Origin of the sequence: Brevundimonas balnearis, assembly GCF_042434805.1 — a bacterium.
In the GTDB taxonomy this organism is placed as follows: domain Bacteria; phylum Pseudomonadota; class Alphaproteobacteria; order Caulobacterales; family Caulobacteraceae; genus Brevundimonas; species Brevundimonas balnearis.
This window is the reverse complement of the sequence record NZ_JBHLSW010000015.1, coordinates 39,388-54,708: the sequence shown is the minus strand read 5'-3', so window position 1 is coordinate 54,708 and position 15,321 is coordinate 39,388. Positions and strand designations below refer to the sequence as shown.

Annotated in this window: 12 protein-coding genes; 6 read left to right on the top strand and 6 right to left on the bottom strand. The window is 71.8% G+C overall.

Annotation, left to right across the window (positions count from 1 at the left end; genetic code table 11):
* Positions 1-171: 171 nt before the first annotated feature.
* Positions 172-2,619 carry a DUF305 domain-containing protein gene (locus ACFFGE_RS13165; RefSeq protein ID WP_376836903.1) on the bottom strand — a complete coding sequence of 816 codons (2,448 nt, stop codon included), beginning with the start codon at positions 2,617-2,619 and terminating at the stop codon, positions 172-174.
* A 235-nt stretch (positions 2,620-2,854) separates the two neighbouring features.
* Here ACFFGE_RS13165 and katG point away from each other — a divergent pair, with 235 nt between their 5' ends.
* Positions 2,855-5,089, top strand: a complete 2,235-nt coding sequence (gene katG, locus ACFFGE_RS13160; protein ID WP_376836902.1) for a catalase/peroxidase HPI — start codon at positions 2,855-2,857, stop codon at positions 5,087-5,089.
* Between the two features lie 64 nt (positions 5,090-5,153).
* Here katG and gspK read toward each other — a convergent pair whose 3' ends face one another.
* The 5 genes from gspK to ACFFGE_RS13135 form a co-directional block, all read right to left on the bottom strand.
* Entirely contained in the window at positions 5,154-6,062 is a 909-nt protein-coding gene (gspK, locus tag ACFFGE_RS13155) for a type II secretion system minor pseudopilin GspK (protein WP_376836901.1), read from the bottom strand.
* Positions 6,059-6,640 carry a type II secretion system minor pseudopilin GspJ gene (gene gspJ, locus ACFFGE_RS13150; protein WP_376836900.1) on the bottom strand — a complete coding sequence of 194 codons (582 nt, stop codon included), beginning with the start codon at positions 6,638-6,640 and terminating at the stop codon, positions 6,059-6,061. Before gspJ ends, gspK begins: the two co-directional genes overlap by 4 nt.
* Complete coding sequence (gspI, locus tag ACFFGE_RS13145; RefSeq protein WP_376836899.1) at positions 6,637-7,020, bottom strand: type II secretion system minor pseudopilin GspI; 384 nt, start codon at positions 7,018-7,020, stop codon at positions 6,637-6,639. Before gspI ends, gspJ begins: the two co-directional genes overlap by 4 nt.
* 63 nt (positions 7,021-7,083) lie before the next feature.
* On the bottom strand, positions 7,084-8,574 hold the full coding sequence (locus ACFFGE_RS13140; protein ID WP_376836898.1) for a right-handed parallel beta-helix repeat-containing protein: 1,491 nt from the start codon (positions 8,572-8,574) through the stop codon (positions 7,084-7,086).
* Positions 8,575-8,587: 13 nt separating this feature from the next.
* On the bottom strand, positions 8,588-10,039 hold the full coding sequence (locus ACFFGE_RS13135) for a tetratricopeptide repeat protein (protein ID WP_376836897.1): 1,452 nt from the start codon (positions 10,037-10,039) through the stop codon (positions 8,588-8,590).
* Positions 10,040-10,244: 205 nt separating this feature from the next.
* Between ACFFGE_RS13135 and msrC the strand changes: the two genes are divergently transcribed.
* The 5 genes from msrC (at position 10,245) to ACFFGE_RS13110 (ending at position 15,271) form a co-directional block, all read left to right on the top strand.
* A complete protein-coding gene (msrC, locus tag ACFFGE_RS13130) occupies positions 10,245-10,736 on the top strand; it encodes a free L-methionine (R)-S-oxide reductase MsrC (RefSeq protein WP_376836896.1) in 492 nt (163 codons plus the stop codon).
* Positions 10,737-10,759: 23 nt separating this feature from the next.
* Positions 10,760-11,653, top strand: a complete 894-nt coding sequence (locus ACFFGE_RS13125) for an ROK family protein (protein WP_376836895.1) — start codon at positions 10,760-10,762, stop codon at positions 11,651-11,653.
* A gap of 62 nt (positions 11,654-11,715) precedes the next feature.
* Positions 11,716-12,393 (top strand): SDR family NAD(P)-dependent oxidoreductase, encoded by a 678-nt coding sequence (locus tag ACFFGE_RS13120; protein ID WP_376836893.1) that lies wholly within the window; start codon positions 11,716-11,718, stop codon positions 12,391-12,393.
* Between the two features lie 5 nt (positions 12,394-12,398).
* Positions 12,399-13,226, top strand: a complete 828-nt coding sequence (locus ACFFGE_RS13115; protein ID WP_376836892.1) for an HpcH/HpaI aldolase/citrate lyase family protein — start codon at positions 12,399-12,401, stop codon at positions 13,224-13,226.
* A complete protein-coding gene (locus ACFFGE_RS13110; protein ID WP_376836890.1) occupies positions 13,223-15,271 on the top strand; it encodes a capsule polysaccharide biogenesis protein in 2,049 nt (682 codons plus the stop codon). Before ACFFGE_RS13115 ends, ACFFGE_RS13110 begins: the two co-directional genes overlap by 4 nt.
* Positions 15,272-15,321: the final 50 nt, after the last annotated feature.

Here is a 15,321-nt window from a genome sequence, read left to right as displayed (position 1 = left end):
AAACTCCCATAACGGCCTTCTCCCCTCGGGGGAGAAGGTGGCATGCGGACCATGACGGATGAGGGGGGGGCCAAGCTCATCGTCCCGCATCGCGCGAGCTGAAACCTCCCCCTCATCCGAGCCGCGCTGCGGCCCACCTTCTCCCCCGAGGGGAGAAGGAAGGTTTCGCCGTTACCGCAGCCGGGCCGACAGGCGGGTCAGCAGGCCGTTCAGGGCCGCCTCGCGCGACCGGTCCGCCGGGCTGGTCGCCGCCGAGGCGCGGGCGGCGTTGGCCAGTCCCTCGGCCAGGGCCGCGTCGGTGCGGCCGGCGTCCAGCGCGGCCTCGGCCTGTTCCAGCGCCGCGTTCAGCGCCCGGGCCTGACCCTCGGCCATCACGCCGGAGCGGGCCAGCTGGTCCACATAGGCGCGGGCGACGACCGGGTGGTCGGGCCAGCGGACCGGGAACTGCTGCTGCGGGTTGAAGGTGCCGCCCTGGTCGGCCATCTCGGCCGCCGCGATTTCGTTCGCGGTCAGGTGCTCGCTGGGGGTCAGCTCGATGACGTCCAGCCCGCGCACGATCTCGGTGCCGTAGATGCGCCCGTCGTACCAGTAGGTCGACCAGTAGCCGCCCAGGATCGCGTGCTCCGCGTCGATCGGGCCCCGGTCGAAATAGGCGATCTCGGTCGGGTTCGCGCTGTCGGTGAAGTCGACCACCGACAGGCCGCCCTGGTACCAGGCCTGGGCGAAGATGTCCCGGCCCGGCACCGGCACGATCGAGCCGTTGTGCGCGACGCAGTTCTCCTTGTCCGACTGGGCCGCCGGGATCTTGTAGTAGCCGCGCCGCTCCAGCCGGCCGTTCTCGATGTCGTAGATGGCGTCGGCGCCCCAGGTCATGGGGTCCTGCACCCGGCAGCGCGGCCGCCCGCCGCCGCCCCACTCGTCGGTGAAGATCACCTTGGTGCCGTCGTTGTTGAACGTCGCCGAGTGCCAGTAGGCGAAGCCCGGGTCGTTGACGGCGTCGATCCGGCGCGGGGCCCTGGGGTTCGAGATGTCCAGCAGGATGCCGTTGCCCGAGCAGGCGCCCGCCGCCAGGTTCGCCGAGGGGAAGACGGTGATGTCGTGGCACTGGTCCGTGCGGCTGGTGGTCTGGGTGCCCTCGCCGTGGTCGCCGCCCTGCCACAGGCCGGCGATGCGGCCGGTCTCGTCGTCGGCGAAGACGCGGGGGCTGTCGACGATGCGGGCCGCGGCCGGGTTCGCCACCGGGATCTCGATCACGTCGATGCTGAACAGGGCCGTGCGGTCGTCGCCCAGAAGCGCGCCGACGCAGCCGGGCAGCTCCTCCTCGTCGCGCACGCCGGCGGTGCCGGAGTTGTAGACCACGATGGACCGCTCATCCGCCGACACCACCGAATGGGTGTGCGAGCCCCGGCAGGTCTGGACCTGACCCACCTGGGCCGGCGCGACCGGGTTCGAGATGTCGAAGATGCGCAGGCCCCGGAAGCGCTCGGCCGAGACCCGCTCGGCCACGCCCTGACGGCCGCAGTCGACGCGGCCGGTGTTCTGCTCCACGGACATGATCAAGAGGTCGCCGACGATCGAGACGTCGCCTTGGCCGCCGGGACAGACCACCGAGCTGATCAGCCGCGGCGCCTGGCCGTCGCTCAGCCGGTACAGGTTGAACCCGTGATAGTTGCCGACCGCCATCAGGTCGCCGGAGAAGGCGATGTCGGTGTTGGCGAAGCTGAGGAACGGCCCGCGCTGGCCGAAGCGGGCCTCGGCCTCGGGACCGCGCGCGTCCTCGCCCTCGGTCTCGGCCGGGATGGCGGGCGGCAGGCCGGCGGGATTGTTCGCGTCATAGAAGCCGACCGGCTTGGGCAGGGTGTGGACCAGCCGCAGGTTCGAGGCCGCCTCGCCCGCGTCGCGGAAGCCGGCCGCGAGCGTCGAGCGCGGGTCGTCCGACAGCTCGCGCCGGATCGCCGTCATGCGATTGATCTCGGCTTCCTGCTCGTTGGTGATGTCGTTGGCGAAGTCGTAGAGGACCGGGTCGTAGGCCGAGCCCGGCCGGCCGAAGAGGTCCGAGACCATCTCAACCGCGCCCTCGTGGTGCGCGATCATCAGATCCAGGAACATGCGGTCGAAGGCGGGGCCGGTGAGCGTCGCCAGCTCGGCCATCTGCGCCGGGGTGGCCATGCCGGGCATGGCGTGACCACCGCCGTGGCCCGCGTGGGCGCCGTGGTCCATGCCCTGATGGCCGGCGTGACCGGACATGGCGGCGGGGTCGGGCGCGTCCTCGCCGCGCTCGCGCAGCCAACCCTGCATGAAGGCGATCTCGTCCCCCTGGGAGGCGTCGATGCGCCCGGCGATCTCGATCAGCTCCTGGCGGTTGGTCCGCCCCTCGACCAGCGCCGCCATCTCCACCGCCTGGGCGTGGTGCTGTATCATGCCCTGCATGAAGGCCACGTCGTCGGCCGAGTAGCGGTTGTCGGCGATCCGCGCCGCCTCCTCGGCCGTGATCGTCCGGGCCGCCTGACCGGGCGCGCCCGGCTGGACGATCGGCGCCTCCTGGGCGACGGCGGCCCCGGCCATCAGACCGAGGAAGGAACAGCTGACGAGCAGGCGGACGGCGGTTCTGGACGACATAAGGCGCACTCCCCAAGGACTTTTCGCGGCGGGACCCTAGCACGCGAAAGCGCGGAGGCCAGACCATCGCCGGCGGGACGCGGGGCCGCGCGAAATAAGCTCACCCTATCAGCCTCATCAAAAAATAAGGATCGCCCTATTGAGCCGGCGCTGTTAGAACCGAAGCATCCAGCGTTTCGCCGACCGCCTCACCGCCTGCGACGGCGCACGCCCCAAAGCCACCGGGAGACCTCACATGGACGGAAGCGACACCAAAACCTCGGGCGGATGCCCGGTGACCGGCGCGGGCGCGCCGACGAAGCCGCCGTTCCGCCGCTCGCGGACGAACCGCGACTGGTGGCCGAACGCCCTGAACGTGAAGGTGCTTCACCAGAACGTCGAGCCGGCCAATCCGATGGGCCCCGACTTCAACTACCGCGAAGAGTTCAAGAAGCTGGACCTCGACGCGCTGAAGGCCGACCTCACCGCCCTGATGACCGACAGCCAGCCCTGGTGGCCGGCCGACTGGGGTCACTACGGCCCCTTCTTCATCCGCATGGCCTGGCACGCCGCGGGCACCTATCGCACGGCCGACGGCCGCGGCGGCGCCTCGTCGGGCACCCAGCGCTTCGCTCCGCTGAACAGCTGGCCGGACAACACCAACCTGGACAAGGCGCGCCGCCTGCTGTGGCCGATCAAGCAGAAGTACGGCAACCGCATCTCCTGGGCCGACCTGCTGGTCCTCACCGGCAACGTCGCGCTGGAGTCCATGGGCTTCAAGACCTTCGGCTTCGGCGGCGGCCGCGAGGACGTCTGGGAGCCGGAAGAGGACATCTACTGGGGTTCGGAGGACGTCTGGCTGGCCGATTCCAAGCACGCGTCGAGCCGCTACTCCGGCGAGCGTGAGCTGGAGAACCCGCTGGCGGCTGTCCAGATGGGCCTGATCTACGTCAACCCGGAAGGCCCGGACGGCGTGCCGGATCCGGCGGCGTCGGCCCGCGACATCCGCGAAACTTTCGCGCGCATGGCCATGAACGACGAGGAGACCGTCGCCCTGGTCGCCGGCGGCCACACCTTCGGCAAGTGCCACGGCGCGGGCGACGCCCGCCTGATCGGTCCGGAGCCGGAGGGCGCAGACATCGCCGCGCAGGGCCTGGGCTGGCACTCCACCCACGGGACGGGCATGGGCGGCCACACTATCACCTCGGGCATCGAGGGCGCCTGGACCCCCACGCCGACGACGTGGGACATGGGCTACTTCGACACCCTGTTCGGCCATGAGTGGGAGCTGGTGAAGAGCCCGGCCGGCGCGCACCAGTGGCAGCCGAAGGAGCCGGAGGCCCAGACGCTGGTTCCGGACGCCCATGAGCCGGGCAAGCGCAACCCGCCGATCATGACGACCGCCGACATGGCGATGCGGGTCGACCCGATCTACGAGAAGATCTCGCGCCGCTTCCATCAGAACCCGGACGAGTTCGCCGACGCCTTCGCCCGCGCCTGGTTCAAGCTGACCCACCGCGACATGGGCCCGCTGCCCCGCTACCTGGGCAAGGAGGTGCCGAGCGAGATCCTGATCTGGCAGGACCCGATCCCGGCCGCCGATTACGCCATGATCGACGCCGGCGACATCGACGTCCTGAAGAAGAAGATCCTGGGTTCGGGCCTGTCGACCGCCGAACTGGTCGGCGTCGCCTGGTCGTCGGCCTCGACCTTCCGCGGCTCGGACAAGCGCGGCGGCGCCAACGGCGCCCGAATCCGCCTGGCTCCGCAAAAGGACTGGGCGGCGCATGAGCCCCAGGTGCTGGCCAAGGTGCTGAAGGTGCTGGAAGGCATCCAGGCCGACTTCAACGCCACCGCCAACGGCGGCAAGAAGGTCTCGATCGCCGACCTGATCGTGCTGGGCGGCACCGCCGCGGTCGAAAAGGCCGCGATGGACGCCGGTCACCCGGTCGAGGTGGCGTTCACCCCGGGCCGCACCGACGCCACCCAGGACCAGACCGACGTCGACAGCTTCTCGGTGCTGGAGCCGATGGCCGACGGGTTCCGCAACTACCAGGGCAAGCGCTTCCGCCTGACCCCGGAGGAGCTGCTGGTCGACCGGGCGCAGCTGCTGACGCTGACCGCGCCGGAGATGACGGTGCTCGTGGGCGGCCTGCGGGCGCTTGGCGCGAACCACGGCGGCTCCAAGCACGGCGTGTTCACCGACCGTCCGGGCCAGCTGACCAACGACGTGTTCGTCAACCTGCTGGCCATGGATACGGTCTGGAAGGCCACCGACGAGACCGAGGAGGTCTTCGAAGGCCGCGACCGCGTCACCGGCGAGCTGAAGTGGACGGCCACCCGCGTGGACCTGATCTTCGGCTCCAACTCGCAGCTGCGGGCGATCGCCGAAGCCTACGCCGCCGCCGACGCGCAGAAGAAGTTCGCGCGCGACTTCGCCAAGGCCTGGACCAAGGTGATGAACCTGGACCGCTTCGACCTGGTCAAGTGATCCGGCCCACGACGGCCTGACACGGAACGCCGCCGCCCCGCGCCGGCGGCGTTTCCGTTTGCGCTCAGTCCGCCGGGGCCCAGCGCGACAGGACCGAGCGCACCCGCCCGTCGCGACCGACCTCGATCAACCCGGAGCGGCTGGCCTCGCCCCCGGCCCACGCCACCCGGGCGTCGAAGTCGAAGTAGCGGGTGACCACAGTGGCCTGCTCTCGTTCGGCCTGGGTCAGCGCCAGCGCCGCAAGCGCCGGACTGGCCCAGAAGGCGTCGATGTCGGCCCAGCCCCGGGCCGGCCGCGTGGCGATGGCGCTTCGCGCCGCGTCCACGCTCAGCTGGTCCGGCGCCAGCATGGCCAGCAGCGGCGCGTCGTCCGGCGTCAGGCTGTTGACGTTGAAGCGGCTGAGCTCGGCCACCGGTAAAGCGCAGACGAAGGGCCGCAGACGCCGGTAGGTCGCCTCGTCCATCGACGGCAGCGCACGAAGCTCCGAGGGCTCGACCAGCAGGGCGCCGGAGGCCGAAATCCGGTCGGCGATCGCCTGGCCCAGAGCGGCCGCAGGCACGCCGATCCCGCTGAGGAAGGCGGCGAACTGGGCCTGGCCGACCGGGTTCGGAACCCAGGCGCCGGGCGCGCCCTCGACCAGGCTGTTCAGGTTGAAACAGGACTGGCCGTCGCGGACCGTGAGGCTGAGCGCGCCGCCCTCGATCGGAAAGTCGAAGCGGCGGCCGTCCCACTGCTCGGGCGCCGGCGTGCGGGCGGCGTCGGCGTCGATCAGCTGGCGGATCCGGCGGCGGGCCAGCCGCTCGGCGCCCAGGGCGATCCACTGGCTCTGGGTTTGGACCTCGACATTCTGCGCCCGTCGGATGGAGAAGCGCACGTCGTCCAGCACCACCACCGCCACGATCGACAGGATGGCCACCAGGATCAGGACGACCAGCAGCGCCGCGCCCTCGCGGGATCTCCGCAGACGGTTCATCCGGGACCGCCCCCGACCAGGAACCACTGGGTCGTGCGGCCGAAGCGCGGCGCGGTCAGCTCCAGCGTCACCGCGTCCGGCAGGGCGCGAGGCTCCCCGGCGGGCCACGAGGGATAGGTGCGGCCGCTGGCGACGAAGGCGATCCGGACATCGCGGGCGTCCTCGAGCAGAACCTGCGCCAGAGGGGGTTCGGCCACGTCGACGCCACGCCAGACCCGCCGCTCCAGCCGTCCGTCCGTCACCACATAGGCCACCCGCTGAAGCGAGGCGCGCGGCGCGGCCTCGGGGTTCGACCAGCCGGTGCGAGTGAGCAGCAGCAGAACCTCCCCCTGGCCGCCCGCGAGCGCCGGTCCCGCGCCCGGCCCCGTGGCCACGGATCGGTCGGCGGCCTGGCCCAGGTCGGCGCGGATCAGCTGGCGCATCCGCTGGAAGTCGGCCCCCGCCTCGGTGGCCTCGCGCACCACCTCCCGGTTGCTGAGGGACAGGTTGAGCAGGGCGACGGCGGCGACGGCCAGCAGCCCGAAGATCACCAGCGCGATCAGCACCTCGACCAGGGTGAATCCGGTTCGCAGCCTCATGCGCCGCTGTCCCGGAAGACGGTCAGGCGCGCGGTCTCCTCGGCGCCCTCGTAGACGCGGACGTCGACGCGGACCATGCCTGGGTCCGGCGTGCCGGAGACGGTCTGGCGCCAGCGCCAGGCGCGGCCGCCCATCTCCGTCTCGCCCTCGGTCTCGCCGAGCGCGGGCGGGAACGGCAGGGACAGGGCCTGGACCGCGATGTTGTCGGCGACGATGCCCGACAGGACGCGCTGCTCGACCCGGGCGGCCGAACGGGTGTTCTCGCCGGCCAGATTGATCAGCGCCAGGGCCGCCAGGGCGAACACGGCGAAGGCCACCAGCGTCTCCAGCAGGCTGAAGCCAGGACGGCCTTCACGGGGACATGGGCGGAATGGGCGCAACGACGGGCGGGTCCGGGTTCAGACGGACCCGCTTACGACCTCAGTGTGACAGGACTGTCGCGATCAGCGACGCCAGCCGCCGCCCGACCACCGACGGTCGCCGTGGTAGCGGTCGTCGCGGATGTAGCGGCCGTCGCGATCGTACCAGCCGTAGCCCTGCTGGTAGCGGTCGTAGCCGTCCAGATAGTAGCCGCCGTCATCCTCGTAGCCGTAGCCGAAGTAGCCGTCCTCCTGACGCCACCAGTCCTGGGGATAGCTGTCGTAGGCGCAGCGCCAGCCCGGCCCGCCGGCCCCGAAATAGGGCTCGTAACGGTCGCGGTAGCGGGGGCGGAACTGCGCCCGACAGAGGGCGCGCGAATAGACGACGTTCTCCTCGGCGTCGACGACGGCGCGAGCCTCTTCATAATAGACCTGGCGCACCCGGGCGAAGACGTTGTTGGTGACGACGGCCCGTCCGGCCGCCGCCGCGACGCCAACGGTGTCGGCCCGGACGCGGGAGCGGTCCAGCGTCAGCTCCCCGTTGTAGAGCACAGCGCCCTTGTCGACGCGGGTGATGCGGGTGTCGCGCACCAGCACCGAGGCGCCCTCGACCGCCACACCCTCGGCGTAGTCGGAGATCAGGGTGTTCGTCACCTCGACCCGGCCGTAGTCCCGCTGGGCCCGGACGATCAGGCCGATCGCGCGCGGGCCGAAGTTGTTCGGTGCCTCGGTCCCGCGCATCGTGACGTTCTGGATCAGCGACGGCTCGCCCGGTCCCGGGGTCAGGTCGACGCCGGACAAGGCGCGCAGGATCGTCGTCTCATAGGCGGTCAGGGTCGCGCCGTCGCCGACGATGGCGGCGGTGACGGTGTCCGCCTCGATGACCGCGTTGCGAAGATCGACCAGCCCGCCGTCGCTGTAGATCGCCGCCTCGTCCCCGGCGTGGCGGAAGCCGACGCGGTTCAGGATCGCCTGGCCGCCGTAGTTGACCACGCAGGCCGCGTCGCCGGCGTTCGGCGAGGCGAACACAACATCGCGGATCTCGACCCGCACGCCCGGCGCGATGGTGAGGCAGGGCAGGCCGTCGGGCGCCTGCAGCGTCGGAGGTGGATTGCGGTTCCAGTCGCGGGGGTCGAAGCCCTGGCCGTCGCCGAGGATGGTCATCGGCTTGTCGACGTTCAGCCAGCCGACGCACGGGCCGCCGCGCGCGCGGATAATCAGGGTGCCGCCGGGTCGGACCCGATGGACCGCCGCCTCGACAGCGCCCGTCCCCGGATTGCCGCCGCAGTCGACCAGCACGACCTCTTCGAGGGTCGGGCGCGGCGGAGGGGGCGCGTAGCCGTGGCCGCGATGGGTTCCGTAGCTCCACCGGCGATGCCCGCGCGGCCGCGCCTGGACCGGCGGCTGCAGCAACAGGCCGAAGTTCGGTCGCGTTTGGCTCTCGATCTTGGCGGCGACCTGGGCCTGAGCGCCGTCATCGGCCAGCGCGAGCGCCCCGACGGCCCCGAGCACGGCGGCGGGCGCGGCCAGGGCCTTCATGGACTTCAGCAGGCGGCGGAGCGTCGGATGCGTCATCGGTCGCGCCCTCCTATCGGCGCTGCGAACGGGAGACCTGGGCGAGCACGGCCTGGAGCCGGGCGGCCGACGGGGCGAAGCCGGAGAGCGCGGATTCGATGCGGTAGACGACGGCCTGGGCCTTGTCCTGATCGGCCACGCCGGCGACGCCGAGCGCGAAATAGGTCGAGATGGCGAACTTGGCCTCGGGCGAGCCCTGGCGGTCGGCCTCCGAGTACCAGTAGAAGGCCTTGGCGTAGTCGGCCGGCACGCCGACGCCCTCGGAGTACATGACCGCCAGCACCAGCTGGGCCTCGGACGAGCCGTTGACGGCGGCGAGCTGAATGGCGCGCACCATCTCCAGGTACGACAGCCGTCCCTCCATCGCATGGCCGAGCATGGCCTCGAGCGTCTCCACCTGCCGCTTGGACAGGTCCGAGCTCCGCTGGGGTACGGCGTCGGTGACGCCCAGATAGCGCATCGCTCGCCCGACGTGGACGAACGGGAGCTCGGTCATGCGGCCGAGCGCATAGTCGAAGGCGTCGCCGCGCGGCCGGCTCTCGTCGGAGAAGGGCACGCCCGACTGCGGCGCGTCGTTGGGATAGAATTCGTAGGGGGCCACCCACTGGCGGGCCTTGGCCTCGACGAAGGCGGCGTAGCGCGCGCGGCGCGGCGAAGACCGCTCGAAGTCCTTCAGCAGAACATAGGCGCCCACGTCGCCGGTCTGGACCGCCAGATAGTTGTAGAGATAGGCGTCCACGTCGTTTCGCTGGAACAGCCCGACGGCGGCCGGGTAGCCGCCGCGGCCCGGCGCGGCCGAGCCGCGACCCCAGGCCTCGCGGGCCTCCCGGTTGTCCTGCGGCTCACCGAACGGACCGTAGAGCTGGTCGTGCAGGCGCGCCAAGGTGCGGTATCCTTCCGCGTCCTGGGTCGACAGGATGTAGATAACCCGGTCGCGCACGGCCTCCTGTTCGTCGCGGGTCATCCGCTCGAGGTGGCCGTCGAGGCGGCTGTAGGCGACGTGGCGCTCCCAAGCGCGGCAGTCGTCGTAGCGCGACAGGGGCCGCCAGCCGAACAGGCCGTCGCGCTGCACCCGGTTGATCGGCGCGTAACCCTCGCCGTTGGTCAGGGCCATGGCGTACCAGACCGCGCTCTCGATCGGGTCCTCGATGTTCTTGTCCGTCGCGCGGACCGCGGCGTAGCGCTGACCCAGCTCAAGCTGGGCGAAGAAGTCGCCCCGGAACGCCGCGCGGCGCAGGCGGCGCAGACCCGCTTCCTGGTCGTTGAACTCGCCCCCCGTCACCGAGGCCGGACGCGGGCAGGCGTTGGCCGCGGCGTCGCGGCGCCAGAAGGCCATCGGCCGGTCGCCGCAGCTGGACAGCACCAGGGCGATGACGATCAGGACGGCGACCACGGCGGCGCCGGCCGGGACGGCCAGGGCGGGCATGCGGCGCGCGCGCGTGTGGCCGTCGTGATCGGCGCTCATCCCCACTCCCTCCAGACCGATGGTCCGGCGTTCTCACCCGGCCGGATGCTCCGGTCGAGTTAACCTTCTGTCAAGGTTAACGCACATGGTTAATGAGCGTTGCTTTAGGGAGACGAAAATGTGTCGCCCTCAAGCCTCACCCGCTGGCGACCGGGTGTTTTCACCCTATATCGGCCGTCCTGAAGTCCACGGGAGAAGCTTGGCCATGGCCTACGTCGCACGCGAGCGCGCCGCCGACAAGGCGAGCCGCTACGAAGAGGTGGAGGCCGAGATCCTGGCGGTGCTCGAGGGCGAGCCCGACCGGGTCGCGCGCATGGCGACGGTCGCCTCCATGCTGGCGGACGCGTTCGACGACTACTTCTGGACCGGCTTCTATGTGGTCGATCCGGCCAAGGGCGACGAACTGGTGGTCGGCCCTTACCAGGGCACGCTGGGCTGTCTGCGGATCGCCTTCGGCCGGGGCGTGTGCGGAAGCGCGGCCGCCGAGCGACGCACCCAGATCGTCGAGGACGTCCACGCCTTCCCCGGCCACATCGCCTGCGACAGCCGCTCGCAGAGCGAGATCGTCGTCCCCGTGTTCGACGCCTCGGGCGACCTGATCGCCGTGTTCGACGTCGACGCCACAACCAGGGCCGCCTTCGACGAGACGGATCGCCTTGCGCTGGAACGCCTGATGGCCAAGGTCTTCGCGGCCTGAGGCGAGGCTGGTATGGCCGGTCCATGCGGATCGGAGTGGACTTCGGCGGGACCAAGATCGAGGCGGCGGCGATCGCCGACGACGGGCGGCTCCTGGCGCGCATCCGCGACCCCAACCCCGGCGATTACGACGCTGCGATCCAGATGGTGGCGAGGCTGATCGATCGGGTGGAGGCCGAGGCCGGCGCGACCGGGACCGTCGGCCTGGGCATCCCTGGATCGCCATCGCCGCGCACCGGCCTGATCCGCAACGCCAACTCCACCTACCTGAACGGCCGGCCGTTCGCGGCGGACCTCGAAGCGCGCCTCAACCGGCCCGTGCGGCTGGCGAACGACGCCAACTGCCTGGCCCTGTCGGAGGCGACGGACGGCGCGGGCGCCGGCGCCGACGTGGTGCTCGCGGTCATCATCGGCACCGGCTGCGGCGCGGGACTGGTGGTCGACGGGCGGTTGGTCGAGGGGGCCCATGGCGTGGCGGCCGAACTGGGGCACGTGTCCCTGCCCTGGCCGACGAAGGACGAGGCGCCCGGCCCGGCCTGCTGGTGCGGGCTGAACGGCTGCCTGGAGACCTGGGTCTCGGGCAGCGGCTTCCAGCGGGATCACCACGCCGCGACCGGCGAGACCCTCGCGGCGCCCGAAATCGTGGCCGCCGCCCGGGCCGGCGACGCCGCCGCGGCGGCGAGCCTGGACCGCTACGTCCACCGGCTGGGCCGGGCGCTGGCCTTGACCGTGAACCTCGTCGATCCGGACGTCATCGTGCTGGGCGGCGGCATGTCCAACGTGGAGGCGCTCTACACGGCGCTGCCGCCGGTGATCGGCCGTCACGTCTTCGCCGACGCCTGGGAGGGCCGGGTCGCGCGGGCGAAATGGGGCGACTCATCGGGCGTAAGAGGCGCGGCGTGGCTCTGGCCCGGTTGATCTCGCGGGCGCGAAGACTATGGTCGCGCGCCTGAACTCGCGCCCCTGACAGGAGACGGCGGATGACGGATCGGGTGGCGGCCATCACTGGCGCGCACGGCGCGCTCGGGCGCGCGGTGGTCGAGGCCGCGATGGCCCAGGGGCTGAAGGTCGCCCTGATCGACCACGCCACCGGTGAAACCGCGCCGGAAGGCGCGCTGGAGCTGTCGGGCGTGGACCTGACGGACGCCGACCAGGCCAGGGCCGCCATACAGAGGGTGGTGGATCGGTTCGGCCGCCTGGACATCGTGCTGAACATCGCCGGCGGCTTCGTCTGGAAGAAGGTCGAGGACGCCGAGCCCGCGTGGGACAAGATGTTCGCCCTGAACGTCAAGACCGCGCTGAACGCCGCACGCGCCGCCCTGCCCCATCTGAAAGCCTCGCCCGACGGTCGGATCGTCAACGTCGGCTCGGCGGCCGCTCTGAAATCCGGCGTCGGCATGGCCGCCTACGCCGCGTCCAAGTCGGGCGTGCACCGCCTGACCGAGAGCCTGGCCGAGGAGCTGAAGGACAGCTCCGTCACCGTCAACGCGGTCCTGCCCTCGATCATCGACACCCCGGCCAACCGCAAGGACATGCCCGACGCGGACCCGACGAAATGGGTGGCGCCCGCCGACCTGGCGGCGGTGATCCTGTTCATCGCCTCCCCCGCCAGCCGGGCCATGACCGGCGCCCTGGTGCCGGTGACCGGCCGGGTCTGAGGCTCTTGCCGCCCCGCGCCCGCACGGTCCTCTACCTGCCCGCGTCGAACGCGCGGGCGGTCGAGAAGGCGCGCGAGCTGGATGTCGATGCGGTCATTCTCGATCTCGAGGACGCCGTCGCGCCCGAGGCGAAGGACGCGGCGCGGCAGGCCGCGGTCGAGGCGGCGCGGACGGGCGGCTTCCTTGGGCGGCTGGGGGTCCGGGTCAACGCGCTGGACACGGAATGGGGCGAGACGGACCTCACGGCGGTCGCCGACGCGCCCTTCGCCTTCGTCGTCGTCCCCAAAATCGAGCGGCCCGACCACGTGGCCGCCGTCAGCGGGCGGCTGACGGCGAAACAGGCCCTGTGGCTGATGATCGAGACGCCGCACGCCCTGACCTGGCTGGACGGCATCGCGGCGACCGGCGGGCCGCTCGAGGCGCTGATGCTGGGCCTCAACGACCTGGCGCTGGCGCTCAGGACCGGTCCGTCGCCCGATCGGGAACCGTTCAAGCCGTGGCTGTCCGCGACCGTGGCGGCGGCGCGGGCGAACGGGCTTCTGGCCATCGACGGGGTGTTCAACCGGCTGGAGGACGAGGAAGGCCTGATCGCCGAGGCGCGCCAGGGGCGGCTGTACGGCTTCGACGGCAAGAGCCTGATCCATCCGAAGCAGATCAACCCCGTGCGCGTCGCCTTCGCCCCGACCGAGGCCGAGGCGGCGTGGGCCCGCGCCGTCGTCGCCGCCTTCGACGATCCCGCCAACGCCGGAAAGGGCGCGGTCAGGGCCGCCGGCGGCATGGTCGAGCGGCTGCACCTGGACCAGGCCCGCGCCATCCTGGCCGAGGTCGCATGACGGCGCCGATCCCGGCCTGGGTCTGCGCGCCCGGCGTGCGGCGCGTGCCCTTCCTGAAGACCTTCCTGCCCGAGTACGAGCTGCGCGCCGCCCCCGGGCCGGGGATCGGGGCGGTCATCGGCTGGGGTCTGAAGCGCACCGCCGCCATGGGCCGCTCTTGGGCGGAGACGCGCGGCCTGCCGTATGTGGCGCTGGAGGACGGCTTCCTGCGCTCCATCGGCCTGGGCGAGGCGGGGGCCGCGAGCCTCAGCCTGATCGCCGACGATCTGGGCGTCTATTACGACGCGCGCCGCCCGTCGCGGATGGAGGCGGAGATCCTCGGGGCCGACGCCTGGCTGGACGCGCCTCTGACCGCCCGCGCCGAGGCCGTGATCGCCCGACTGGTGGAGACGGGGCTGTCCAAGACCAATATGGGCGAGCCGCTGGACCGGTCGGTGCTCGACCGGGGCCGCTCACGGGTCCTGATCGTCGATCAGACGCTCGGCGACGCCGCCATCGCGTACGGGCTGGCGGGCCCGGACAGCTTCGCGCGCATGATGGCCGAGGCGCGCGCCGCGCACCCGGGGGCCCAGCTGATCGTCAAGCGCCACCCGGCGGTGGCGGCGGGGCGAAAGACGGGGTGCATCCCCGCGGCGCTGCTGGACGGCGTGACCCTGATCGACCGGGACGTCCGGCCGATCGACCTGCTGGCCGAGGTCGAGGCGGTTCACGTGGTCACCTCCGGCCTCGGGTTCGAGGCGCTGCTGCGGGGCCTGCCCGTCACCTGCCACGGCGCGCCCTTCTATGCGGGCTGGGGGCTGACCACGGACCGGCTGGAGATCGCGCGCAGGGGCGTCGCCCGTCCGCTTCAGGCGGTCGCCGCCGCGGCCCTGATCCGCCTGCCGCGCTATGTCGATCCGGTCACCGGCGAGCGATGCGAGGTCGAGCGGGCGCTCGAGCGGCTCGTCTCGTTCCGCGCGCGCGCCGAGCGGCTGAAGGGCGTGTGGCGCGGCGCCGGCTTCGCCCCGGCCAAGCGGCCGCAGGTGAAGCGGCTGCTGAACGCGCCGACCGCCTCGGTGCGCATCCACAACTTCGCCCGCAACGCCGCCACGGCCGCCGAGGCCGAGGGCGGGCGGTTGATCTATTGGGCGGGCAAGGAGACCGAGCCGATCCGCAAGGCCGTCGCGGCGACCTCGGCGCCGGTCGTGCGGATGGAGGACGGCTTCATCCGCTCGCGCGGTCTGGGCTCGGACTTCGTCGGCGCCCTGTCGGTCGCGCTGGACGACCTGGGCGTCTACTACGACCCGTCCGCCCCCTCTCGGCTGGAGACGCGGATCGAGGCGGGCGGCTTCACCGACGCCGAGCGGGCGCGCGCCGCGCGATTGCGGCGCCGGGTCGTGGAGGCGGGGCTCAGCAAGTACAATCTCGACGCCCCGACCGAGGGCCTGGACCGCTGGCCTAAAGACCGCGAACGGGTGCTGGTGGTCGGACAGGTCGAGAACGACAAGTCGATCCTGAAAGGGTGCGGCGCGCTGCGCACCAACTCCGGCCTGGTGCAGGCGGTCAGGCGCGACCGGCCCGACGCCTTCATCGTCTATCGCAACCATCCCGACGTGCTGGCGGGCAATCGGCCCGGCCGGCTGGACGTGTCCGCCCTGGTCGAGGTGGACGCCACCGCCGACGGGCTGGACATCGCCGCCTGCCTGGACGCCTGCGACCGGCTGGCGACCCTGACCTCGCTGGCGGGGTTCGAGGCCCTGATGCGCGGCAAGGCGGTCTCGACCTACGGCCGGCCCTTCTACGGCGGGTGGGGCCTGACGGAGGACGCGATGCGGTTCGAGCGGCGGACGCGGCGGGCGACGCTGGACGAGCTCGTCCATGCGGCGCTCATCGACTATCCGATCTACATCACCCCCGACGGCTGGCCCTGCGAGGCGGAGGACCTGGTCGAAGCCCTGATCGCGGCCCGCGACGCGCCGGGCGGGCCGGCGCCGCGCGGCCGCATCCTGCGCTGGTGGACCGGCGTCAGGGCCAGTCTCGACCGGACGCCGCCGCCGTCCTATTGACGCTTCAATCCGGGGGGACATCGTCCCTCAAGCAGCGAGGACCCGCGTGT

Excerpts from the sequence above, each read along its gene's own strand:
- ACFFGE_RS13165 (WP_376836903.1), bottom strand. The coding sequence starts at position 2,619 with ATGTCGTCCAGAACCGCCGTCCGCCTGCTCGTCAGCTGTTCCTTCCTC.
- katG (WP_376836902.1), top strand. The coding sequence starts at position 2,855 with ATGGACGGAAGCGACACCAAAACCTCGGGCGGATGCCCGGTGACCGGC.
- gspK (WP_376836901.1), bottom strand. The coding sequence starts at position 6,062 with ATGAACCGTCTGCGGAGATCCCGCGAGGGCGCGGCGCTGCTGGTCGTC.
- gspJ (WP_376836900.1), bottom strand. The coding sequence starts at position 6,640 with ATGAGGCTGCGAACCGGATTCACCCTGGTCGAGGTGCTGATCGCGCTG.
- ACFFGE_RS13140 (WP_376836898.1), bottom strand. The coding sequence starts at position 8,574 with ATGACGCATCCGACGCTCCGCCGCCTGCTGAAGTCCATGAAGGCCCTG.
- ACFFGE_RS13135 (WP_376836897.1), bottom strand. The coding sequence starts at position 10,039 with ATGAGCGCCGATCACGACGGCCACACGCGCGCGCGCCGCATGCCCGCC.
- msrC (WP_376836896.1), top strand. The coding sequence starts at position 10,245 with ATGGCCTACGTCGCACGCGAGCGCGCCGCCGACAAGGCGAGCCGCTAC.
- ACFFGE_RS13125 (WP_376836895.1), top strand. The coding sequence starts at position 10,760 with ATGCGGATCGGAGTGGACTTCGGCGGGACCAAGATCGAGGCGGCGGCG.
- ACFFGE_RS13120 (WP_376836893.1), top strand. The coding sequence starts at position 11,716 with ATGACGGATCGGGTGGCGGCCATCACTGGCGCGCACGGCGCGCTCGGG.
- ACFFGE_RS13110 (WP_376836890.1), top strand. The coding sequence starts at position 13,223 with ATGACGGCGCCGATCCCGGCCTGGGTCTGCGCGCCCGGCGTGCGGCGC.